We start from the raw sequence: 21,228 nt of genomic DNA, 5'->3' as shown, positions 1-21,228 counted from the left end.
TAAATTTAGGTGCTTTTTTTATAGAAATTAATAGATTGTAAGTGCAGACTTTAAATCCATTTTTTCCAGCGGAAGTAAATGATAGGGCCAATAAAAAAGCCAGCAATAATTAATAAGACGGCGATAAAACTACTTTTACCATGAGCAAAAGGCAATACTTCAGTGTTCATACCATAGATACTTGCGATGAGCATTGGTGGTGCCAACATACTTGGCAAGATCGAGAATCGACGAATCGTATCGTTTTGTTCGGTGTTAATGAACCCAGACGTTGTATCAAGTAAGAATCGTACTTTTTGGAATAAGAATGCATCATGTTCTACAAGCGAGCGGACGTCTTCACTGAGCTCTCGAATATCGGCATCATAGATATGACTGCCTAAGGCACGTGGACGAGATAAAAACGTTAAGACACGTCGTAAATCAATTAAACAAAGTTGTGCTTTTCCGAGCATGTCTTCTTGTTGTGCCAAACGGGTAATCATGTCATCAAGGTCTAAAATCTTCTCACGTTGATGGTTGTTAAGAACCTCAGTAGAGTATTTTTCTAGATCCTTGTGGATATCTTCTAAGATATCCGCAAGCTCATCCAACTTTGCTTCAAGTAGGCCTAATAAAATCCAAGTTGGATCTTTATAGTCCATTTCATAGTCATTACGGCGAGCTCGGGCACGAAACGCACGAAACGCAACGAGCTTTTCACCACGTAAAGTAAATAAACGATCTTTGTGTAAAATGAATGCTACGGTTTGCACCATGGCAAGCATATGCGATGACTCTTCAGCATCACCATCGACCTGATAATTTTTATTTTTCGTTAAAAAATAGGTGCTGATATGCAAAATACCGTCATCATCACGGTAGAATCGAGCAGAAGATGAAATGTCTTCTAGCGATTTTAGTGTAGGTAAGTTCTGATCGTAGGCATCTAAGACCCATTGTTGTTCTTCTTGAGAGGGTGCAATTAGATCAAGCCATACTAATTCGGGATGTAGATCAAATCCACCGTTGATGGTGGCATCTTCCAGACTTCCGCGTTCTGTGGCATAAAAGGCTTCAAGCATGTGTCTTTTTTCCTCACGCAGTCTGATGGAAATCGATGGGTGTATTTTAGACAAGGATTTGCCGAAAAACACTTGCCAATACGCTATTTTGCAAAAAAAAACTCTGTCGATAGTCTAGTTTGTCAGCATGACAGTTCAATAAAACGGTTTTTATACTATGAATTCAATTTGCATTTTCTGTGGTTCATCTCTAGGTTCAGACCCAATCTTTCAACAAATTGCTCAATTAACCGGTCAAACTATTGCCAAACAAGGTAAAACTCTCGTTTATGGCGGCGGTCGTTCAGGTTTAATGGGCGTTGTCGCTGATAGTGCTTTGCAAGCCGGTGGGCGGGTCATTGGCGTCATTCCTCGTGCTTTAGTCGATCGCGAGTTAGCTCATCCCGGACTGACAAGATTATATGTCGTCGAGAATATGCATGAGCGTAAGACCAAAATGGCAGATCTGTCGGACGGTTTTATTGCTTTACCAGGTGGTGCAGGTACATTGGAAGAAATCTTTGAACAATGGACGTGGGCGCAATTAGGTATTCATCAAAAGCCGTGTGCTTTTCTAAATGTAGCGGGCTTTTATGAAGATTTGCTTAAAATGGTTCAAGGAACTGTAGATAAAGGTTTTAGCCAAGCGCGATTCGCTGATAAATTGATCGTATCGGATAAAATTGAGGATATTCTTCAACAATTTGAACAATATCAACCACCAGCTCCAAAATGGGCTAATGCAGACGTTCAACCATAAACGAGGTTAAATAGGTGAAAATAATTACGGTCGCCGCTGCGGTGATCTTAAATGAACACAATGAATTATTGCTTGTTAGAAAGCGTAATACACAAGCTTTTATGCAAGTAGGCGGTAAGCTGGAGCCGAATGAGGCTCCGGAAACAGCCATACAACGTGAAATTTTGGAAGAAATAGGCAGCCCGTGTGTAATAGAACAGTTTATAGGGCGTTTTGAGACAGCGGCTGCTAATGAACCTGATCATACGCTGATTAGCCATTTATATTTGGTTCGATTAAAACAATCTCCACAAATTGCAGCTGAAATTGCTGAAATGAAGTGGGTGAAATTTAATGATTCCGAGACCAAACTTGCGCCATTAACTAAAGAAATTGTAATTCCATGGTGTGAGCAAAACTTATCTACAGTTTGATTATTTTAATACGATGTAGATGAGGCAGCAGCTAGGCAGCTTGCATAAATAGAGGTGCAACCTAGCTGTTTGAGTGTCTGACTTAAAGCGGAAATTGAACTTCCTGTTGTGATTACATCATCAATAATCAACACACGACGGTAGCGTCGTTTTTCTTGAGTTATCGCAACAAATTGCTGTTCAATATTTTCAAATCTTTCGAGTCGAGATAACCCTTTTTGAGAGCGCCCATTTAGGCGCTGTACAGGCTGCCAAACGGGTATTCTTAATTGCTTGCTTAGAAGTTTGGCAAGTAATAATGATTGATTAAAACCACGTTCCGTTAAACGTTGTTTAGAAATAGGCATCGGTACTATGGCCTGTACTTTAGGAAATTTTATCTGCTGTAAAACTTCAGCAAGTAAGGTTTGGTAATGTAATTTTTGTTCATATTTAAACTGCTGAATTATGCGGTTAATTGGATAGGCATAATGACAGGCCACAAGAACAGATTGATCATTACGCTGAACTGTCTGCTTAAGCCACGGTAGTTGTTCCCAACATTCTTTACAAAGCGAGTGCTTACCCCGCGTTCCTATTTCACATAACAGGCAAGGGGATAATAACTGAAAAAGATATTGAGGATTGAACAACTTAAACATAAGCGTATCGGGGCGCTTCAGGTAGCCAGCGTTTCAAGAGGGCATCAGCTTGCTCAGGGTAATCTTTTAGAACTTGTTGTGCAACGTAGTGTGCTTGACTCAATAAATGATCATCTCGCTCTAAACGTGCGACACGGAAACCCATATCACCTGTTTGTTTTGTTCCTAATAACTCACCCGGGCCTCTTAGCTCAAGATCTTTTTCAGCAATAACAAAGCCATCATTACTTTCTCTTAAAATTGAAAGTCTTTCTTGCCCATTTTGTGAAAGTGGTGGTTTATAGAGAAGAACACAAAAACTGGCTTTTGCACCTCGTCCTACACGCCCTCGTAATTGGTGTAGCTGTGAAAGTCCTAATCGTTCAGCATTCTCAATGACCATAATTGACGCATTGGGTACATCTACACCAACCTCAATAACGGTTGTGGCAATTAGCAGCTGTAGCTCATTGTTTTTAAATGCTTGCATGACGGCCTGTTTTTCATCGGCTTTCATTTTGCCATGAACCAAACCAATATTAAGTTCAGGAAAGCGCTCTTTCATTTCTTGATAGGTGGCTTCGGCGGCTTGAGCATCTAAAGTTTCGGACTGTTCAACCAGAGTACATACCCAGTAGGCTTGTTTACCTTCTCGGCAGTTTGAAGCAATTCGATGCAGTACTTCTTCACGACGATCTAGCGGAATCGTGACGGTCTGAATTGGAGTTCGGCCTGGCGGTAATTCATCAATAATTGATGTATCTAAATCGCCATAAGCACTCATTGCCAGTGTTCTAGGAATTGGCGTTGCAGTCATGACCAGTTGATGTGGGGTGAGCTGTTCGGCGCCTTTATTGCGTAAGGCTAATCGTTGATCGACCCCGAATCGGTGCTGTTCATCAATAATCACGAGTCCTAGTTTTGCAAATTCAACGTTATCTTGAAATAAGGCATGAGTACCCACAATTAGTTCAGCATGGCCTTCTTTAATTTGTTGCTCAGCGTGTGCCCGCGCTTTCCCTTTTTGTTTGCCTGATAACCAAGCGACCGTAATGCCTAAAGGTTCAAACCAACGTTTAAAATTTAAATAATGCTGCTCTGCCAAAATTTCGGTAGGTGCCATTAATGCAACTTGCCAATCTGCTTCTAATGCATGACATGCTGCAACTGCCGCAACTAAAGTTTTCCCTGCACCTACGTCACCTTGTACCAAACGCAGCATAGGCTGGTGTTGTTTTAAGTCGCTTAAAATTTCTTTTGATACACGCTTTTGTGCATTGGTCATTTGAAAGGGTAGAGCTTCTAACAGTTTTTTTGCCAGTACCTTACTACTTGGGAAAGCGGGTGAGGCAATTTGACGAATATAAGCACGTCGTGTGAGAAGACTAATTTGATGGGCGACCAACTCTTCAAAAATAAGACGCTGCTGAGCAGGGTGCGACCCTTCGGCCAATTGAATCATATTGGCATCGACAGGTGGCTCATGAATGTAATGTAATGCTTCTTTGAGCGCGTATCCATTTGTATATTGCTTGGGAAGCAGCTCAGGTAGAGCATCACTATGATGCTTCAACGCCTGTTTAACATATTCGCGTAATTTAGGTTGTGTTAATCCATCAGTACTCGGGTAAATTGCTGTGAGCTGTGTTTTTGGCAGTGGTGTATGTTCATTAATGAGCTGAATTTCTGGATGGTAAAGCTCAAGCCCTCGTGCACCCACGCGAACTTCACCAAAAATACGTAAACGGTTACCAGGTTTTATTTTGTCGGTTAAGTTTTTATAAATATGATAAAAACGTAAAGTCACCTTACCAAATTCATCTTGTATTAATGCAGCCATAGATTTACGTTTACCTGGAGGGAAATCAACAGATTTGACTTCACCCTCGAGTAAATAACTACGACCAACCACCAACTGATTCATAGGAATAATGGTACTGCGATCTTCATAATCACGGGGCAGATGAAACAGTAAATCATCTGTGGTAAAAATATTTAGTTTTTCGAGTAGGGCTGCTGAAGCCGATCCAACGCCTTGTAACTGATGGACTGAAGTCATGTCCCCTCAACGAGTTTTCTATGCATATATTATTTATCGGTTATGGTAAAACATCTCAGCGTGTTGCTAAACAACTATTTGAGATAGGACATCAAATTACCACAATCAGCCGCAGTGAAAAAACAGATCCTTACGGAACGCACCTCGTGCAGGATATTTTTACGCTCGACTTAAGTGAAATTGCGCCTGTAGATGTAGTTTATATTTTACTTTCTCCGGACGATAGTACAGTTCAAGGTTATCAACATACTTATGTGGACAGTATTGAACCTATTCGTCAGGCTTTAAAAGCTCATCCAGTCAAAAGATTGATTGTTGTGTCATCTACGCGGGTATATGGTGAAAATTCTGGTGAAACGATTGATGATGATAGCCAGATTCATCCGAATGATGCTCAAGGCCATATTCTTCATAATATGGAATTGCTATGGCAGAAATACTTTCCATCTCAATGCGTGATTGTACGTCCTACAGGTATTTATGGCGCTTCGGTCGACCGATTAAAACGAATGGCTGAAAACACACAGACTTATCCAAATATTCATTATAGTAATCGTATTCATATTGATGACTTGGCAAGATTTTTAGCATTTTTAGCCGATTATGAAAAACCGCATAGGAGTTATCTTGTTGCCAATAATGCCCCTGTGCCTCTACATGAAGTCATTCTTTGGTTTCAAAGCCAATTAGACTTACCGCTACTTACCTTGGATTCAGCTCATGTTTCAGGTAAAAAAATATATGCGAAACACTTATTTGAAACAGGTTTTCAGCTTGAACACCCGATTTGCTTTAATGACTATTTATTATGTTTAAATGCTCATGGTACAAATCAAAATTTAGACTAAACTTTAAATAACAATAGAAATACCTGAAGAGGCAAATAAATTGCCGATAAAGATAAAAATGTTGAAAGTAAAGAAATTTTGTTTAGCTCTTATTTTGAGTGCAATGTCTGTTGCGAGTTGGGCCGAGGATCAGTTGTGGTGCACATATGATCCTATGGGTACCCAAGGGGATATAACGCGTCGTTTAAATGACATCCGATTATATGCTCAGCAATATAATGTCAAATTCAAAGTTGTCAGTTATCAAAAAGAGCAGCAAGCCATTCAAGCTTTTGATGATGGTAAATGTTCAGGTTTAGCAGCTAGTAACTTTAATACGTATCAATATAACCATTTTATGGGAAGTAGCTCTGGGATTGGCCTTATACCTAATAACAGGACTGCTCGAAATTTATTGCAGCTTTTAAATCATCCTACAATTGAGAAAAAACTAATTAATCAAGACTATGAAGTGGTGGGTATGATTCCAGTTGGAACTGCCTATATGGTTATGAAAAACAAAAAAATATCGAAAGTAGCACAGCTTAGAGGTCAACGAGTCGGTGTGTTAGCCAATAATCCGCCACAGCAGGCTTTGGTGAGAAGTGTAGGGGCGCAGCCAGTCTATGTCGATTTATCCAATGCGATTGCACAATTTCAGCAAAACAAAATCGATATCATGCCTGCACCGATTTATGGGCTTTTACCTTATAACTTACAGAAAGATTTTGGGCCAGATACTCAGGTGATTAACTTTCCACTGGCTTATTTCGGAGTAAATTTAATTATTAAACCTCAAGCTTATCCTGCCAATTTTGGCCGAAAAATTCGAGCTTGGTTTGTGCAAAATAGCCAATTATTAACGAATCGAGCGATACAGTGGGAAAACCATTTACCTGCCTATTATTGGGTAGATGTTTCTTTTTACGAAAAGCAGAGCTATGACATTATGGTGGCCAAAATACGCAATCAATATGTTCGCTCTGGATATTATGATGCTTACTTTGTTGAGTTGATGAAGCGTTTACGTTGTATCGATGATCCACGTTATTTTGAATGTTCAATGCGTAGATAAAATAAAAGGCAACCTGAGTTGCCTTCTATTTTGAGTAAAATTTTAAGCTTTTTTACGTTTTAAACGACGTTTCGCTTGTTGAGATGCCATTGCTTCAAGAGCTTCTTTTAACTCTTCATCAGTAAAGGTCGTGATGTGTTGCAACATCTGTAACGTTACTTCATCAAGTACTAACTGTGCGCCTGCTGCCATTTGACGGAAATTATCATCAAACTCGATTTGGCCTTGGTCATTTGTGCGAATGTAATTTTGCTGAGTTAAAACTTTAATAAAGCTTTGGAACAGTGCTTTGTCAAAGAACTCAGGAGAATTAAACTCATAAAGAACAGACAAGCGTTGTCCTAACAAATGACTTAATTCTTCAACTTGTTTTGCTGAAATATTGCCTGAACCACGCTGAGTAATTAAAGCTAAAGTCATGTAATAGCGTTCTAGACTTTGCTTAACAGGTGTTGCCAATACAACAAGTTGATTGTGCTCCTCAGTGTTTGGTGCAGAGCTAATCAAGTTACCTTCTTCATCTTGATGAATAAGGTTTGATTGAACCAATGCATCTGCATATTGTTCAATCTGTTCTTTAAGCTCACTGCTTTGCCACTTAAGGAATAGTTCAGCTTTTAAGAATGGATAAAGCGTATAGATGACATTACTTAAATCAGCACGACTGATTTTACCGTTATGCTCAACAAGCGATGCAACCAATGAAGGTAAAACGAAAGCATGCAAAATGTTATTACGGAAGTATGTAAGCAGAACTGCTTGATTATCTTCAATCGCAATAATATCGCCAAGCGCATGTTGTACACGCTTAATCAATTTAAGCTTTAAGCCGTAAGCAATAATTTCTTTGCCAGATAGTGGTGTTACTTCTGTACGCTGATCATAAGGGAAATTCGATGCTAAATTGCGGTAAGCTTCAAGCTGCTTAATACAGATTTCTTCATCAAGCGTATGCTTTGGAGTTGCAAGTAAGATAATAGAGAGTAAGGAAACCGGGTTAATAACTACCGCACGGTTAATATTTTCTAAAATTGCATGTGCAGAGCTATTTACAGCATCTGAAACGGCTTGAGGAATTGGGTCGTCATTTTTCTCGATATAGACATTTTCTGCGTTATGCTGTTTAAGCAAATCATCAAGAAAAACGGGTTCACCAAAGTTAACGTGTACCTTACCGAAAATGCGCTCAATTTTTCGTAATGTTTTAACAATACCAAAAATAGATTCAGCTTCTTTTGGCTTACCTTGCATTTCGCCAACGTAAGTCGAACCTTCCATCAGACGTTCATAACCAATATAAGTTGGTACAAATACAATTGGCTTTGTACGGCCACGTAAATGACTATGAACAGTCATGGCAAGCATACCGGTTTTCGGTGGTAATAAACGACCTGTACGCGAACGACCACCTTCAATAAAGTATTCAAGTGGTGTATTGCGAGAAAGAATGCTGTATAAATATTCTTTAAATACAGTTGTATAAAGACCATTGCCACGGAAAGAGCGGCGAATAAAGAAAGCACCACCACCACGTAAAAGCTGGCCCACGAAAGGCAAGTTCAGGTTATCACCAGCAGCAATATACGGAACCATTAGACCACGTCTATAAATCACATAAGACAATAATAGGTAGTCAATATGGCTGCGATGACACGGTGTATAAACAATTTCGTAATCTTTCGCGAGTTCACGAACAGTACTAAAGTTGTGAACCTCTACGCCGTCATAAAGCTGAGTCCATAGGCGTGTTAATGCCAAATCTGCAAAACGTACTGCTGAGTGTGAATAGTCAGATACGATTTCATTAACATAACCAATCGCACGACGTTCTGCTTCAAGCATACTAATTTTGCCGCGAATACTCTCGCGTCGAATGGCCTCTTGCACATCACGAGACTTTACAACTGACTGCATGACATTGCGGCGGTCTGATAAGTCAGGACCTAAGACCACTTCACGCTGACGGTCAAGGTAGTCATTTAAGGTACTAACAATATAAGTCGCTGGTGAAAGGTTTGGATAATGCTGTTGAGCATACTCAACGAGATCACGTAAAGACTGCGGTTCATGGAACTCCAAATAAGATTGGCGACCATGTAAACTGATATTCACAAGCTGCTTAACTGTACTTGGTGTTGCCCATGTATCTGAGAACAAGAGTTTGAACCAAGAGTCTTCTTTATCTGGCGAACGGCCCCATAAAACGGTTACTGGAACCAGTTCTATGTCGAGCTCAGGATTTGCCTGTAAAACTTCAATCAGTTTAATTAAGCGAGGTGGAAAAGCATGAGGTGGGGGATTTAACAGGTTATTTTCATCATTATGCTGTAAAAATAAAACTGATGCTTTTTCCTGATGAGAACCGATAACTAACGGATCTAATGCCGGCTTTAAATTTAAACGGCGAGTTTCCCCATCCACCACTAAAGCGTTACTGCGAGAATGGTTTTGTAAGACATAGCACACCACTTTTTGGCGCTCAGTCTTTGCTTCAGTTTCCGCTGTTTCTGATACTGGTTCAGTAGGAACTTCCCCAAGAACATGTGGTGTTACCACGAGGTCAAGTAGCTTACTCGAAAGCCGACGATACATTTGACCAAACCCACTCTTGGACATAAGAACTCCTACTTCTTAAAGACAAATCCCGGCACCAAATGCAGAGGGTAATTATTTTGAGGCATTTATTAAAAAAAACAATATGCTACTTTCTTATAAATTATAATGCTTTTGGCATTTTTTATCGTTAAAAATCGTATTTTTAGCTGTTTTAAGGGCAATGTTCGTCAGAAGTTGACTGATTGTTCCATGTACAAATAGTTTTTTATGGCACAATAGATTCTACACATCTGTCTTTTAATGCCAATTTTGCCTGCAATATGAAGGTATCTCTCATGAATGCGTTAACCCAAGAACTGGTTGAGCTGCTCACTTTAGAAAAGCTTGAAGAAAATATTTACCGTGGCATGAGCCGTAATTTGGTCGGTAAACGTGTTTTTGGAGGTCAGGTTTTAGGTCAGGCTTTACGTGCTGCCTCTTATACAACCGACCGTCCTGCGCATTCAATGCATGCTTACTTTTTATATGGTGGCGACATTAATGCTCCAATCATCTATGAAGTAGATCGTTTGCGTGATGGTAAAAGCTTTGTTAGCCGCCAAGTTCGGGCAATCCAACATGGACGAGTTATTTTCTCGGCAATGGTGTCTTTCGCCAACCCTGAAGAAGGTTTGAACTACCAACATTCAGAACCGGAATACCCAGCTCCTGAGACATTAAAATCGGAAAGTGAGCTTAAAGAAGGTATTCTTAACTTTGTACCAGAAAATGTCCGTGCAAGTTTCATGCGTGAGCGTCATGTTGAAATTCGTCCGATTGATCCAGTCAATCCATTTCAGCCGCAACCCGAAGCTCCCTATAATGCGCACTATATTCGTACCCATGATCGTATTCCAAAACAGCTAGATGACATTGCTTTACACCAAGCAATTGTGGCGTTTTATTCAGACTTCACTTTAATGACTACGGCTTTAAGACCACATGGCTTAAGCTATATTTCTCCAAGTTTGCAATGTGCCAGTATTGATCATGCCATTTATTTCCATCGACCACTCCGTGCTGATGAATGGATGCTTTATGACATGGAGGCAACGGTTAGTGCAGCTTCTCGCGGATTGAATTTTGGCCGTATGTGGCAAAATGGCCAACTTGTATGTAGTACGGTGCAAGAGGGTTTGATCCGTTTGCGGGAAATTGAAACGCAATAAAGAATAAAGGGCCATCGAAAAGATGGCTTTTTTATTTTTAATTCAAAGGATGTGACAAAAAATTGCTCGAATGAAAAGCAAGCTCATGTCATATTTGCAAAAGGATTGCCTACTGAAAAAAATAATGTTGATATGAACTTAAATACACAAATTCTGATTGCCGCGATTTTAGGTCTAGCCTTTGGCTTCCTACTCACCATGTATCCAGACACTGCTTTTGTAAAGCATAGTTTATATGGCTTGGGCGTATTAAGTAGTGTTTTTATTGGACTACTTAAAATGTTGTTAGTGCCATTAATTTTTACTTCCATTGTGGTTGGAGTTTCAAATTTACAGGCAGGCGGGCAGTTAGGTCCCGTTTGGAAAATCACATTTTTATGTTGTATCACCACTACCACCTTGGCCTTAATTTTAGGTATTAGCTGTGCTCATTTATTTGAGGTGGGTCGAGGCGTAGATATTTCAATTTTTCAGGCATCCATGCAAAGCTATCAAGCACCAGATAGTTTAAACCCGGCAACTTTCTTCACTAATTTTATTCAAAATACTTTAATTAACCCATTTAAAGCATTTAGTGATGGAAATGTCCTGGCGGTTGTCGTGTTTGCACTATTTGTGGGTGTTGCTTTAGTTCATGGTGGTGAGCGCTTTAAGAGTATCCGCTTATTGAGTCATCAGTTTTTTGAAATGATGATGATGCTAGTAGGTTGGGTAATGAAATTGGCGCCATTAGGAATTTTTGCATTACTTGCTAAGTTAATGGCTACAGAAGACATCTCAGTATTAAGTCGACTGGCTGAATTTGCCGTTGTGGTAACCGGAACCACTATTTTTCATGGTGCTGTTGTTTTGCCATTACTGCTTTGGATTTTTGGTCGTATGAGCCCTTGGACTTTTTTCAAAGGTACACGTACAGCTTTAATTACTGCATTCGCAACCAGTTCTAGCTCTGCCACAATGCCGCTGAGTATGAAATGCGCACAAGAAAACTTAGGCGTACGTCCTCAAACGGCGGGTTTTGTGATTCCATTAGGTACGCAGCTCAACATGGATGGTACCGCACTATATGAAGCAGCAGCTGCACTGTTTGTGGCAAATCTAGTAGGACTGGATTTAAATCTGACCCAGCAAATTGTCGTGTGTTTAACAGCAATGATTGCATCACTTGGAGCACCGGGAATTCCGAGCGCGGGTATGGTTACCATGATTATGGTTTTACAGTCTGTAGGCTTGCCAGCCGAAGCGATTGCAATTTTACTTCCAATCGACCGTCTACTTGATACGGTAAGAACAGTGGTAAATGTTCAGGGCGATATGATGATTAGTGTGGTTGTAGATCGATATACTAAAGAGAAAGATATCAGTATCTGATCACTAAATAAAAAAGCAGGATTTATATCCTGCTTTTTTATTTTTAAGCGGCTTGTAGCTCGGCTCTTTTTGCTGCTGGAGATTGAGATAAATAACTTACCGCATCTTCAGTGCTACCTTCTTTAACTGGATCATACCAAGGCATAAGGTAGTCAATTTGCTGAGCAATAAGCCAGATTGGGTTTGGTAAAACCTGATTATCTTTTCGGCTAATTTTATACCACTCTACAGCAACCCATGCTGGGAAAAATCTCGACTTAGCAGCATCAGCAAAGCGAGGGTCTTGCTTCATAATATGTGCAGCGCCGTCTACCCATAATCCAAGTACCAGTACAATCACTGCAAGGCTTAAATAGTAACGTGGGATATAACCACCGCCCAAATGGCGATATAAATCAAAAGCTACGGTACGGTGTTCAATTTCTTCTGAACCATGCCATTTAACCAGATCGACCATTTCTGGATCTGCACCTAGTTCCTCCCAACGGTTGTTATACAGCGCATATTTACCGAGTACACAGGTCATATGTTCAACCGTTGCAATAACGCCTAAACGGAATAAATCCCATTGCTCTTGCAAGAATTGAGGAACTTCTTTGTCAAAAGGTTTATCTGCCAAAGCAGTGGTAAATAGATAATTCATAATGTCCAGATTTCTCTGGATATCAATATTACGTGCGCTCAAATATTCTTTATTGGCAGAAGTATGTGCATTTGCGTGCATTGCTTCTTGGCGAATAAATGCTTGAACATCCTGTTTAAGTTTTTCATCGGTAATACGAGGCAAAACTTTGTTATAGAGTCGGCAGAACCAGAACTCTCCAGCAGGCAGGATATTATTAATTTCATTAATAAAATAACTTGCAAACGGTTGGTTTGGAATCCAGTCTACAGGAGTATCTTTCCAGTCAAATTTTACTTTGCGTGGAAGAATTTTATAGTCAATAGAAGAACCTAAAGCCTTGTTCTTCAAAAAAGATAACAATTTCATCATTTAGTCCTGATTTTTAACTCGATGAAGTTATAACGAGTATAAAAAAAGCCCCTACATTTGTGTTTAGCAATAGGGGCCAATTGAATATAAATTTAATGAAGAAATTGTATCTGTTTTGACGATTTACTCTTCAGCATCCTCATCGCTTGCCTCAGGGATCGCGTCAACGTCAAATTCTGGCTCTTGATCAAGTGTGAAATGTAGACGACCAGCCATCACACTTGCGAGTTCTTCTAAACCTAATTTGTTAAGTGATGAGAAAAGCTGAATAGAGAAATCAAGCTTCATTTTTTTCAATTGTTGTTTAACTTCAAGCAAGACTTTGTTTGCTGGACCACGGTTCAGTTTGTCTGCTTTGGTTAAAAGAATATGAACAAATAGATGGCGTGAATAAGCCCACTCTAGCATCATCATGTCAAAGTGCTGTAAAGGGTGGCGAATATCCATAAGTAAAACTAATCCTTGTAAGCTTTTACGATGGATTAGATAATTTTCTAATTCTTTTTGCCAAACACGCTTCATATCTTCTGGTACAGCTGCATAACCATAACCAGGAAGGTCAACTAAGCGTTGATCAGGATTACCTAAGCTGAAGAAGTTAATCATTTGAGTACGGCCAGGTTTTTTTGAGGCACGTGCGAGTTGTTTTTTGTTGGTTAAGGCATTAATAGCACTAGACTTACCAGCATTTGAGCGCCCTGCAAAAGCAATCTCGTAGCCACTATCTTCAACACAAAGTGCCAATTTAGGAGCACTCATTAAAAACTCAGCTTGGCGTAACCAGTTCAGAGATTGCACAGCATAAGCTGTGATTGCTGGATCTGGTTTCTTTTCATAACTGATCTTTTGCTTGGGTGCGAGTCTGGCTTTGGTGTCTTTCGATTTTTCACTACGACGCATAAAAAATAACTTTTTAAATGAGAGGGCTCGCGCCTAGTATAAAGGAGCTTGGTTATTCTTGCTAATTTTCAGTAAGCTTGCTTGCAAAGATAAATAGAATACGGGCACTAGATTTGTAAAAAGTCTATAGGTGAGGTGTTTGAAGCAGATTTAGGCTGTTGTAAGACTTCTCCCAGCGTATATTGGTCTAAACTTTGATAGAAGCTTTCTAAAGCTTGATCAAGAATTCCTTTTAAACCGCAATGCGAGCGTAGAACGCACGGTGGAGTGTTGCATTCAACAATTTGATGGTCACCTTGTAAAATTCGGACAATTGCACCGAGCTTTAAGTCTAAGGCTTTGGGGTTTAAGCGAATTCCACCACCTTTACCACGAATGGTGATAATCCACTCTTGTTTACCCATAAAATGGACAACCTTCACGAGATGATTTTGCGAAACATATAAATCTTGAGCGATTTCTGCAATTGTGTACGGCGCGTCACTTGGGCGAGCGACATACATTAATATTCGCAAAGCATAATCGGTAAATTTATTAAGTTGCATGATCACCAAAAACTAAAGGTTAAGAGGTTGATCATCTTAGCCTGAAAGTCTAAAGAATAAAACTTTCAGGCTAGCGCTTTTTCAGTTACAGCGTTAAAGGGGCTGAAACTTGTACTTGATCACCCACTCTATAGTGTTCAAGCAAAATGTTCGAGACCGAAAACTCTGTATGGTTTTCTTCAGGTTGAACATCAAAATGATAAGTATTGTTCTCTTGAGCTTCTGTAAATTTAAAAGCTTTAGGTTGTTCGAGTTTTTGATCAGGAACCTGAACTTTTACTGAAATAAAAGCATTTGCTGGGCTAGTCAGTACATCTTCATGATCAGTCGCTTTTAATGTAAAGCGTTTGCCAGACTCAAGTGGATCAATTTGTGTAATTTCAAATGAACGCCAGCCAGCCCATCCACCTTTTAAGCTTTCAAGCTGTTCATATTTTTGTTTTTCAACACCAATTAAAATATCTGCCAACTGTAAGTAAGCTTGTTTCCACGCTTCAATGAGTTCTGATTCAAATGGAACATTTAAAACTTCACTAATTGAATGAAGTAAGTTGTCGCCCACAATTGCATATTGATCTGGTTGAATATCTAAACTCACATGCTTAGTGGTAATACGTTCAACTGCTTTGGCAAGCACTGTAGGATTTTCAATATTTTCAGCATACGCGAGGACTGCTGCTGCAAGAGCGCGAGGTTGGCGCAGGCTGGTCTGATCATCAAGATTAAATACGTTTTTTAATTCTGGGTTGTTATTCAACATACGCTTATAAAAGTATGTAGTCAGCGTAACGCCATGTTCACGTAATACGGGTACAGTAGATTTAACGAGTTCAATTTGTTGTGGAGTCATGGCTAGACCTTAATTATCTGGCTATATAAGATGTATTTAAAATACATCTTTAAAAAAATTGTGGCAATAGCTTTTTTACAAAAACCTTAAAAAAATTAAGGGATATTAAATCCCTTAAAATAAAATAATGATCTGGTTAAGTTTTTTATTTTCCAAATAATGAGCCGAGTAGCCCTCGTACCAATTTCTGTCCTGTACTGCCGCCTAAGCTTCGAGCAGCACTTTTTGCAAAAGTTCCAACAATATCTTGAGTTAGTTTTGCTCGTTCTCTTGCAGCACGTTCTTCTTCCTTCTGTTGGTCGCGTGCTAAACGTTCTTGTTCCTTGGCTTGTTGCTTCGCTAAAGCTTCTTGCTCTTTGGCAAGCTCAGCATCCTGTTTTTGCTGCTCACGTTCAGCGACTTTATTTTGCAGCATTTCATAAGCGCTCTCGCGATCTACAGCTTGCTCATAGACGCCAGCAATAATACTTTGAGAAATCAGAGTCTTTCGTTCTTCAGGCGTAATAGGGGTAAAAGAAGAGTAGGGAGGCATGACCCAACCGCGCTCGACAATTTGTGGTGTACCTTGCTCATCTAGACAACTAATGAGTGCTTCACCTACGGCTAGCTGTGTAATCGCCTCATCCACTTTAAAATTAGGATTGGAGCGGAACGTATCCGCGGCGGTTTTTACTGCTTTTTGGTCTTTAGGTGTAAAGGCGCGTAGGGCATGTTGTACGCGGTTACCAAGTTGACCCAAAACACTTTCTGGTAAATCGAGTGGATTTTGAGTAATAAAGTAAATACCGACCCCTTTAGAGCGAATTAAACGTACAACTTGCTCAATTTTTTCTTGTAAAGCTTGACTGGCATTATCAAATAACAAGTGAGCTTCATCGAAGAAAAACACGAGTTTTGGTTTATCCATATCACCAACTTCGGGAAGTTGTTCAAATAACTCAGAAAGCATCCATAACAAGAAAGTAGCGTATAGCTTAGGTGTATTCATGAGCTTATCAGCAGCAAGAATGTTGATATAGCCGAGTCCATTAGCATCAGTTTGTATAAAGTCCAGAATATTTAAAGCTGGCTCTCCAAAGAATTGATCTCCACCTTGGTCGGCAAGAGCGAGCAAATTACGCTGAATCGCTCCTAAACTGGCTGGAGATAAATTGCCATATTCGGCTTTAAATTCTGCCGCATGTTCACTCACAAACGTGATCATAGCTTTTAAATCTTTAAAGTCGACTAACAATAATCCTTGATCATCTGCGATGCGGAACACAGCAGATAAAACACCTTCTTGAGTGTCATTTAGGTTAAGTATACGTGCTAATAAAATTGGACCAATCTCAGAAATAGTAGTCCGAATAGGGTGGCCTTGTTGCCCAAATAAGTCCCAAAAAATAACGGGATTGGCAGCAAAAGGAACACTATCAATTTGTAGAAGCTTTAAGCGTTCATTAAATTTATCTGAAGCCTCTCCAGCTTTTGCGAGGCTAGAAACATCACCTTTTGCATCGGCAAGAAAGACGGGAACACCGATTCGAGAAAAACTTTCTGCGAGCACTTTTAATGTGACTGTTTTACCTGTACCTGTAGCACCTGCAATTAGTCCATGCCGGTTGGCAAATTGAGAAAGCAAAACAATTTCTTTTGATGTGTCATTAATATTTTTAGCAATAACAATCGGTGTACCCATATATTTTTATCCCTTGGAGCGAGCCACTATTGATGTTGTCGTTTTACAAATGTTTCAGTGCACTTTCGATATCTTGAATTAAATCTTGCGGATCTTCTAGACCTATACACAAACGAACCAATAAACCTTGTTGTAAATGTGTATTCTCAAGTTTTCGCATCATTTTTAAATCATAAAGCATGACAAGGCTAACTGGTCCACCCCAGCTAAAGCCAAGTTTAAATAGCTTAAGAGCATCACAAAAACGGCGTACTGCTGAAATGTCATAATCAGGTTTAAATATTACACTGACTAATCCTGCACTCTTACCTGTTGTGCAAATCTCTTGCCAATATTGATGGCCTGGGGAAGCCTCATCACTCGGATGTAAAACTTGTGCAAACTGCGGCTGTTCCTTTAACCATTTCAGTAGTGTTTTAGCATTATTTGATTGTTGTTCATATCTTAACGACATGTGGGCAAGGCTACGTTGAACTTGAGCTGTATCATCGCCAGATACTGAAATTCCTAAAATGGCATGCATTCGGAACAAACGATGATGTAACTTCTCATCACGTGTTACAACACTTCCCATTAAAATATCACCACCACCACTTGGATATTTTGTTAGCGCATGAACGGTTAAATCTACCGCCAAGTGCTCATCAGAGAAATCAAAAGCATTAAATGCAAGTCCAGCTCCCCAAGTATTATCTAAAGCAGTTACAACTCCATGTGCCTTTGCTTTTTTAACTAACTCTTTAAGATCAGGGAATTCGAGAGTGACAGAACCTGCTGCTTCTATCCATAAAAGTTTGGTTTTTTCAGTTGGTCTAAAGCTTGAGGCATCAATTGAATTATAAACTTTGACGCTAACACCATATTGATCTTTTAAATAGTTTAGATGCTCCAGATTTGGACCATATATATTGTCTGGTACCCAAACTTCATCCCCTGTTCCTAAAAAAGCAGAGTTAACTAGATTTATTGCAGATAACCCACTTGGTGCAAGTAAACAGTATGAACCACCCTCTATTTGGGCAATATTGTCGCCTAAGGTAAACGTTGTTGGTGTGCCGTGTGTACCATAACTATAGTCATAAGGATTGGTCCAATGACGGTCAAAAAGGTGCGCAGTCGATTTAAAAATAATAGTCGATGCACGAAATAAGGGAGGTTGCACGGTCTCGATGAATTGAGGTGCTTTTCGTGGTGCATGAATGAGTCGGGTTTGGAAATTGTTATGCTTTTTCATGGGGCGCTATGCTTTAAATAATAAGATTAGATTAAGAGAAAACTCACTTATTCGCTAGATTTTTGATTAATTCTAAGAGGTTTCGTTACTGCTGTAACATTCACTAAAAACTTGGCTTTATTTTTGCAAAGATCAAACCAACATTCTAACAACAATAGGTTTAAGCGCATGAAGTCGCATTTACGTGTTCACTATTTTCAACATATTGCTGGCGAAGGGTTTGGAAGCTGTTATTCATTTTTAAAAGCTCATCATGCCACTATTAGCTCTACGGAATTCTTTGCACTTCCGGTTGATCGGTCACTTGAAATAGAAGCTTTACCACGAATTGAAGAAGTAGATTTACTATTAATCATGGGTGGAACCATGAGTGTAAATGACGAGGCAAACTATCCATGGCTTAAAATAGAAAAAAGATGGTTGCGTCGATATTTGGCGGCAGGAAAACCTGCTATAGGTCTTTGCCTAGGTGGGCAGTTAATTGCAAATGCATTAGGTGCAGCTGTTAGTCGCAATCGTTATCAAGAACTTGGATGGTCGACAGTTCAAAGAGTTGCTAACTTACCCCAAGAAAGCTTTCCGCTACCTGAAGAAATTAATGTGATGCAGTGGCATAGTGAAACATTTGAAATACCTAAAGGTGCTATACGTTTAGCTGAGAACGTTGCTTGTCGTAATCAGATGTATCAGATTGGGAAAAATGTATTAGGTTTTCAATTTCATCCGGAAATGACACCGGCAGCTTTAGAACTCTTACTTGAAAATGAAGAGGAGCTATCTATTTTTGACGGTGAATATGTTCAATCGGCAAGAGAACTGCAATATTCGGAAGCACAAAAATTTGAACAGGGTAATCAACTCTTAAATAAAGCGATCGAGTTTGTAATAAGTGCATAGAATGAATTACTCATACTTGGCTAAAGCAGGATTTGAACAAAAAATAGAAAAAGAGAATTGCATAAGACTTAAACAATCGTTATAATGAGCGACCCTCAAGAAGAGGGCATTTACTGCGAAGAAAGTAGTAAATGTGCATTACAGTCGTGGCATCGATCACGACCTTGGTGATTATCACTGCCTTTGACACTTACCAATAGGTGAGATGCGTCAAAGGTGATTCTTTATATATTTGGCTTGGAGTTTACTGGTATGTCTAACCAGAGAATTCGTATCCGTCTTAAGTCTTTTGATCATCGTCTGATTGATCAATCTGCTCAAGAGATCGTAGAAACCGCTAAGCGTACCGGCGCACAAGTTTGTGGTCCAATTCCGATGCCTACTCGCATCGAACGCTTCAACGTTCTTACTTCACCGCACGTTAACAAAGATGCGCGTGACCAGTACGAAATCCGCACCTACAAACGTTTGATCGACATCGTTCAACCTACAGATAAAACTGTTGATGCATTGATGAAGTTAGATCTTGCAGCTGGTGTTGATGTTCAGATCGCTTTGGGTTAAGGCTTTCGGTTAATTAACGATTAGTTAATTAGGCCGCTTTTTTAGAGGTTTATGCACATGGCTATTGGTTTAGTCGGTCGCAAATGTGGTATGACTCGCATCTTTACAGATGCTGGTGTTTCTGTACCTGTTACAGTCATCGAAGTCGATCCAAACCGCATTACGCAAATCAAAACACTTGAAACTGATGGTTATCAAGCTGTTCAAGTAACTACTGGTGAACGTCGCGAATCTCGCGTAACTAACGCTCAGAAAGGTCACTTCGCGAAAGCTGGTGTTGCTGCTGGTCGTTTAGTTAAAGAGTTCCGTGTTACTGAAGCTGAGCTTGACGGTCGTGAAGTTGGCGGTACTATTGGCGTTGATTTGTTCACAGTTGGTCAAATTGTTGACGTAACTGGTCAATCAAAAGGTAAAGGTTTCCAAGGTGGTGTTAAACGTTGGAACTTCCGTACCCAAGACGCTACTCACGGTAACTCAGTTTCTCACCGTGTATTAGGTTCTACAGGTCAAAACCAAACTCCTGGACGCGTGTTCAAAGGCAAAAAAATGGCTGGTCACTTAGGTGATGAACGCGTAACAGTACAAGGTCTTGAAATCGTATCTATTGACGCTGAACGTTCTGTTTTAGTTGTTAAAGGTGCAATTCCTGGTGCAACTGGCGGTGACGTAATTGTACGTCCTACCATCAAGGCCTGAGGGGAAATACCGTGAATTTGAAAACTGTTTCCGGCTCTGCTGTTGAATTGTCTGAAGTTGCTTTCGGACGTGAATTTAACGAGGCTCTTGTACACCAAGTTGTTACTGCTTACTTAGCAGGTGGTCGTCAAGGTACTCGTGCTCAAAAATCGCGTGCAGACGTTTCTGGCGGTGGTAAAAAACCATTCCGTCAAAAAGGTACTGGCCGTGCTCGTGCGGGTTCTATTCGTAGCCCTATCTGGGTTGGTGGTGGTAAAACTTTTGCTGCTCGTCCACAAGATTGGTCTCAAAAAGTAAACCGTAAGATGTACCGCGGTGCAATGCAATGTATCTTAGCTGAACTTGTTCGCCAAGATCGCCTTGTATTAGTTGAAGAGTTTGCTGTTGCAGCTCCAAAAACTAAAGAATTGCTTGCAAAACTTAACGACTTAAATGCTGCTCGTGCATTAATCGTTACTGACGCTGTAGATGAGAACTTATATCTTGCAGCACGCAACCTTCCGCATGTAGATGTGGTAGATGCAACTGCAATCGATCCTGTAAGCTTGATCGCGTTTGATAAAGTTGTGATGTCTGTAGCTGCTGCTAAGAAAATTGAGGTAGAACTCGGATGAACAACGAACGTATCTATCAAGTCCTTAAAGGACCAGTCTTCTCAGAAAAGGCACAAGTTTTAGGTGATACTGTTGGTGTTCAAGTATTTAAAGTAGACATCAATGCTACTAAGCTTGAAATCAAAAAAGCAGTTGAAAAACTTTTTGGTGTAGAAGTTGTTAAAGTTAACACAACTATTACTAAAGGTAAGACTAAGCGCTTTGGTCGTACATTAGGACGTCGTTCTGATGTTAAAAAAGCATACGTCACCCTGAAAGCCGGCCAAGATGTTGAAATGGCTGACTTGGGCGATACCGCTGAAAGCGCAGCGGAATAAGGAC

21 protein-coding genes and 1 pseudogene are annotated in these 21,228 nt (G+C 40.0%); 11 read left to right on the top strand and 11 right to left on the bottom strand.

Translation table 11 applies throughout. The features are described 5' to 3' along the window. Positions 1-50: 50 nt before the first annotated feature. Complete coding sequence (locus RMA95_RS04835) at positions 51-1,064, bottom strand: magnesium and cobalt transport protein CorA (RefSeq protein WP_263614664.1); 1,014 nt, start codon at positions 1,062-1,064, stop codon at positions 51-53. 157 nt (positions 1,065-1,221) lie between these two features. On the opposite strand from RMA95_RS04835, the gene RMA95_RS04830 reads away from it, so the two are divergent. Together RMA95_RS04830 and RMA95_RS04825 are read left to right on the top strand one after the other, a co-directional pair. Continuing rightward, on the top strand, positions 1,222-1,803 hold the full coding sequence (locus RMA95_RS04830) for a TIGR00730 family Rossman fold protein (protein ID WP_311069749.1): 582 nt from the start codon (positions 1,222-1,224) through the stop codon (positions 1,801-1,803). A 14-nt stretch (positions 1,804-1,817) separates the two neighbouring features. Continuing rightward, the gene (locus RMA95_RS04825) at positions 1,818-2,216 is read left to right on the top strand and encodes an NUDIX domain-containing protein (protein WP_263614662.1); all 399 of its coding nucleotides are present in this window, start codon (positions 1,818-1,820) and stop codon (positions 2,214-2,216) included. 5 nt (positions 2,217-2,221) lie between these two features. Here RMA95_RS04825 and RMA95_RS04820 read toward each other — a convergent pair whose 3' ends face one another. Together RMA95_RS04820 and recG are read right to left on the bottom strand one after the other, a co-directional pair. Further along, the gene (locus RMA95_RS04820) at positions 2,222-2,857 is read right to left on the bottom strand and encodes a ComF family protein (RefSeq protein WP_311069748.1); all 636 of its coding nucleotides are present in this window, start codon (positions 2,855-2,857) and stop codon (positions 2,222-2,224) included. Continuing rightward, positions 2,850-4,895 carry an ATP-dependent DNA helicase RecG gene (gene recG / locus RMA95_RS04815; protein ID WP_311069746.1) on the bottom strand — a complete coding sequence of 682 codons (2,046 nt, stop codon included), beginning with the start codon at positions 4,893-4,895 and terminating at the stop codon, positions 2,850-2,852. The genes RMA95_RS04820 and recG overlap by 8 nt, the downstream gene beginning before the upstream one ends. Positions 4,896-4,915: 20 nt before the next feature. Here recG and RMA95_RS04810 point away from each other — a divergent pair, with 20 nt between their 5' ends. Together RMA95_RS04810 and RMA95_RS04805 are read left to right on the top strand one after the other, a co-directional pair. Further along, positions 4,916-5,743: an NAD-dependent epimerase/dehydratase family protein gene (locus RMA95_RS04810; RefSeq protein WP_311069745.1), complete on the top strand. Its 828-nt coding sequence runs from the start codon at positions 4,916-4,918 to the stop codon at positions 5,741-5,743. 58 nt (positions 5,744-5,801) lie between these two features. After that, on the top strand, positions 5,802-6,797 hold the full coding sequence (locus RMA95_RS04805; protein WP_311069743.1) for a putative solute-binding protein: 996 nt from the start codon (positions 5,802-5,804) through the stop codon (positions 6,795-6,797). Between the two features lie 42 nt (positions 6,798-6,839). Here RMA95_RS04805 and plsB read toward each other — a convergent pair whose 3' ends face one another. Beyond that, positions 6,840-9,413, bottom strand: a complete 2,574-nt coding sequence (gene plsB, locus RMA95_RS04800; RefSeq protein WP_311069742.1) for a glycerol-3-phosphate 1-O-acyltransferase PlsB — start codon at positions 9,411-9,413, stop codon at positions 6,840-6,842. 275 nt (positions 9,414-9,688) lie between these two features. Here plsB and RMA95_RS04795 point away from each other — a divergent pair, with 275 nt between their 5' ends. Beyond that, positions 9,689-10,561 carry an acyl-CoA thioesterase II gene (locus RMA95_RS04795; protein WP_311069741.1) on the top strand — a complete coding sequence of 291 codons (873 nt, stop codon included), beginning with the start codon at positions 9,689-9,691 and terminating at the stop codon, positions 10,559-10,561. Positions 10,562-10,666: 105 nt separating this feature from the next. Next, a complete protein-coding gene (locus tag RMA95_RS04790; RefSeq protein WP_311069814.1) occupies positions 10,667-11,932 on the top strand; it encodes a dicarboxylate/amino acid:cation symporter in 1,266 nt (421 codons plus the stop codon). Positions 11,933-11,975: 43 nt separating this feature from the next. Here RMA95_RS04790 and RMA95_RS04785 read toward each other — a convergent pair whose 3' ends face one another. The 7 genes and pseudogenes from RMA95_RS04785 to RMA95_RS04755 all read right to left on the bottom strand — a co-directional run bounded on the left by RMA95_RS04785 (position 11,976) and on the right by RMA95_RS04755 (position 18,136). Further along, positions 11,976-12,926 carry a metal-dependent hydrolase gene (locus RMA95_RS04785; protein ID WP_145849731.1) on the bottom strand — a complete coding sequence of 317 codons (951 nt, stop codon included), beginning with the start codon at positions 12,924-12,926 and terminating at the stop codon, positions 11,976-11,978. Positions 12,927-13,049: 123 nt separating this feature from the next. Beyond that, entirely contained in the window at positions 13,050-13,826 is a 777-nt protein-coding gene (yihA, locus tag RMA95_RS04780) for a ribosome biogenesis GTP-binding protein YihA/YsxC (protein ID WP_005067265.1), read from the bottom strand. Between the two features lie 107 nt (positions 13,827-13,933). Then, a complete protein-coding gene (locus RMA95_RS04775; RefSeq protein ID WP_145849729.1) occupies positions 13,934-14,371 on the bottom strand; it encodes an Rrf2 family transcriptional regulator in 438 nt (145 codons plus the stop codon). Between the two features lie 85 nt (positions 14,372-14,456). Beyond that, a complete protein-coding gene (locus RMA95_RS04770; protein ID WP_311069739.1) occupies positions 14,457-15,221 on the bottom strand; it encodes a globin domain-containing protein in 765 nt (254 codons plus the stop codon). Between the two features lie 2 nt (positions 15,222-15,223). Next, positions 15,224-15,342 (bottom strand): annotated as a pseudogene (locus RMA95_RS04765) (hypothetical protein). Positions 15,343-15,366: 24 nt separating this feature from the next. After that, the gene (locus tag RMA95_RS04760) at positions 15,367-16,902 is read right to left on the bottom strand and encodes a helicase HerA-like domain-containing protein (protein WP_311069738.1); all 1,536 of its coding nucleotides are present in this window, start codon (positions 16,900-16,902) and stop codon (positions 15,367-15,369) included. A gap of 43 nt (positions 16,903-16,945) precedes the next feature. Further along, on the bottom strand, positions 16,946-18,136 hold the full coding sequence (locus tag RMA95_RS04755; RefSeq protein WP_311069737.1) for a PLP-dependent transferase: 1,191 nt from the start codon (positions 18,134-18,136) through the stop codon (positions 16,946-16,948). 168 nt (positions 18,137-18,304) lie between these two features. On the opposite strand from RMA95_RS04755, the gene RMA95_RS04750 reads away from it, so the two are divergent. From RMA95_RS04750 to rplW, 5 genes are all read left to right on the top strand, one after another. Then, on the top strand, positions 18,305-19,033 hold the full coding sequence (locus RMA95_RS04750; RefSeq protein WP_263614653.1) for a type 1 glutamine amidotransferase: 729 nt from the start codon (positions 18,305-18,307) through the stop codon (positions 19,031-19,033). Positions 19,034-19,285: 252 nt separating this feature from the next. Beyond that, positions 19,286-19,597, top strand: a complete 312-nt coding sequence (rpsJ, locus tag RMA95_RS04745; protein ID WP_000070912.1) for a 30S ribosomal protein S10 — start codon at positions 19,286-19,288, stop codon at positions 19,595-19,597. Between the two features lie 57 nt (positions 19,598-19,654). After that, entirely contained in the window at positions 19,655-20,293 is a 639-nt protein-coding gene (rplC, locus tag RMA95_RS04740; protein ID WP_263614652.1) for a 50S ribosomal protein L3, read from the top strand. 11 nt (positions 20,294-20,304) lie between these two features. Then, positions 20,305-20,907 carry a 50S ribosomal protein L4 gene (gene rplD / locus RMA95_RS04735; protein WP_002049755.1) on the top strand — a complete coding sequence of 201 codons (603 nt, stop codon included), beginning with the start codon at positions 20,305-20,307 and terminating at the stop codon, positions 20,905-20,907. Further along, positions 20,904-21,224, top strand: coding sequence for a 50S ribosomal protein L23 (rplW, locus tag RMA95_RS04730; protein ID WP_002049693.1), 321 nt, complete (start codon positions 20,904-20,906; stop codon positions 21,222-21,224). Before rplD ends, rplW begins: the two co-directional genes overlap by 4 nt. Positions 21,225-21,228: the final 4 nt, after the last annotated feature.

It is taken from the genome of Acinetobacter sp. V110_1 (assembly GCF_031798975.1).
In the GTDB taxonomy this organism is placed as follows: domain Bacteria; phylum Pseudomonadota; class Gammaproteobacteria; order Pseudomonadales; family Moraxellaceae; genus Acinetobacter; species Acinetobacter nosocomialis_A.
The sequence above is the reverse complement of the archived record's forward strand: the minus strand, read 5'-3'. Positions and strand labels throughout refer to the sequence as shown.

Excerpts from the sequence above, each read along its gene's own strand:
- RMA95_RS04835 (WP_263614664.1), bottom strand. The coding sequence starts at position 1,064 with ATGCTTGAAGCCTTTTATGCCACAGAACGCGGAAGTCTGGAAGATGCC.
- RMA95_RS04830 (WP_311069749.1), top strand. The coding sequence starts at position 1,222 with ATGAATTCAATTTGCATTTTCTGTGGTTCATCTCTAGGTTCAGACCCA.
- RMA95_RS04820 (WP_311069748.1), bottom strand. The coding sequence starts at position 2,857 with ATGTTTAAGTTGTTCAATCCTCAATATCTTTTTCAGTTATTATCCCCT.
- recG (WP_311069746.1), bottom strand. The coding sequence starts at position 4,895 with ATGACTTCAGTCCATCAGTTACAAGGCGTTGGATCGGCTTCAGCAGCC.
- RMA95_RS04810 (WP_311069745.1), top strand. The coding sequence starts at position 4,916 with ATGCATATATTATTTATCGGTTATGGTAAAACATCTCAGCGTGTTGCT.
- RMA95_RS04805 (WP_311069743.1), top strand. The coding sequence starts at position 5,802 with ATGTTGAAAGTAAAGAAATTTTGTTTAGCTCTTATTTTGAGTGCAATG.
- plsB (WP_311069742.1), bottom strand. The coding sequence starts at position 9,413 with ATGTCCAAGAGTGGGTTTGGTCAAATGTATCGTCGGCTTTCGAGTAAG.
- RMA95_RS04795 (WP_311069741.1), top strand. The coding sequence starts at position 9,689 with ATGAATGCGTTAACCCAAGAACTGGTTGAGCTGCTCACTTTAGAAAAG.
- RMA95_RS04785 (WP_145849731.1), bottom strand. The coding sequence starts at position 12,926 with ATGATGAAATTGTTATCTTTTTTGAAGAACAAGGCTTTAGGTTCTTCT.
- yihA (WP_005067265.1), bottom strand. The coding sequence starts at position 13,826 with ATGCGTCGTAGTGAAAAATCGAAAGACACCAAAGCCAGACTCGCACCC.
- RMA95_RS04775 (WP_145849729.1), bottom strand. The coding sequence starts at position 14,371 with ATGCAACTTAATAAATTTACCGATTATGCTTTGCGAATATTAATGTAT.
- RMA95_RS04770 (WP_311069739.1), bottom strand. The coding sequence starts at position 15,221 with ATGACTCCACAACAAATTGAACTCGTTAAATCTACTGTACCCGTATTA.
- RMA95_RS04760 (WP_311069738.1), bottom strand. The coding sequence starts at position 16,902 with ATGGGTACACCGATTGTTATTGCTAAAAATATTAATGACACATCAAAA.
- RMA95_RS04755 (WP_311069737.1), bottom strand. The coding sequence starts at position 18,136 with ATGAAAAAGCATAACAATTTCCAAACCCGACTCATTCATGCACCACGA.
- RMA95_RS04750 (WP_263614653.1), top strand. The coding sequence starts at position 18,305 with ATGAAGTCGCATTTACGTGTTCACTATTTTCAACATATTGCTGGCGAA.
- rpsJ (WP_000070912.1), top strand. The coding sequence starts at position 19,286 with ATGTCTAACCAGAGAATTCGTATCCGTCTTAAGTCTTTTGATCATCGT.
- rplC (WP_263614652.1), top strand. The coding sequence starts at position 19,655 with ATGGCTATTGGTTTAGTCGGTCGCAAATGTGGTATGACTCGCATCTTT.
- rplW (WP_002049693.1), top strand. The coding sequence starts at position 20,904 with ATGAACAACGAACGTATCTATCAAGTCCTTAAAGGACCAGTCTTCTCA.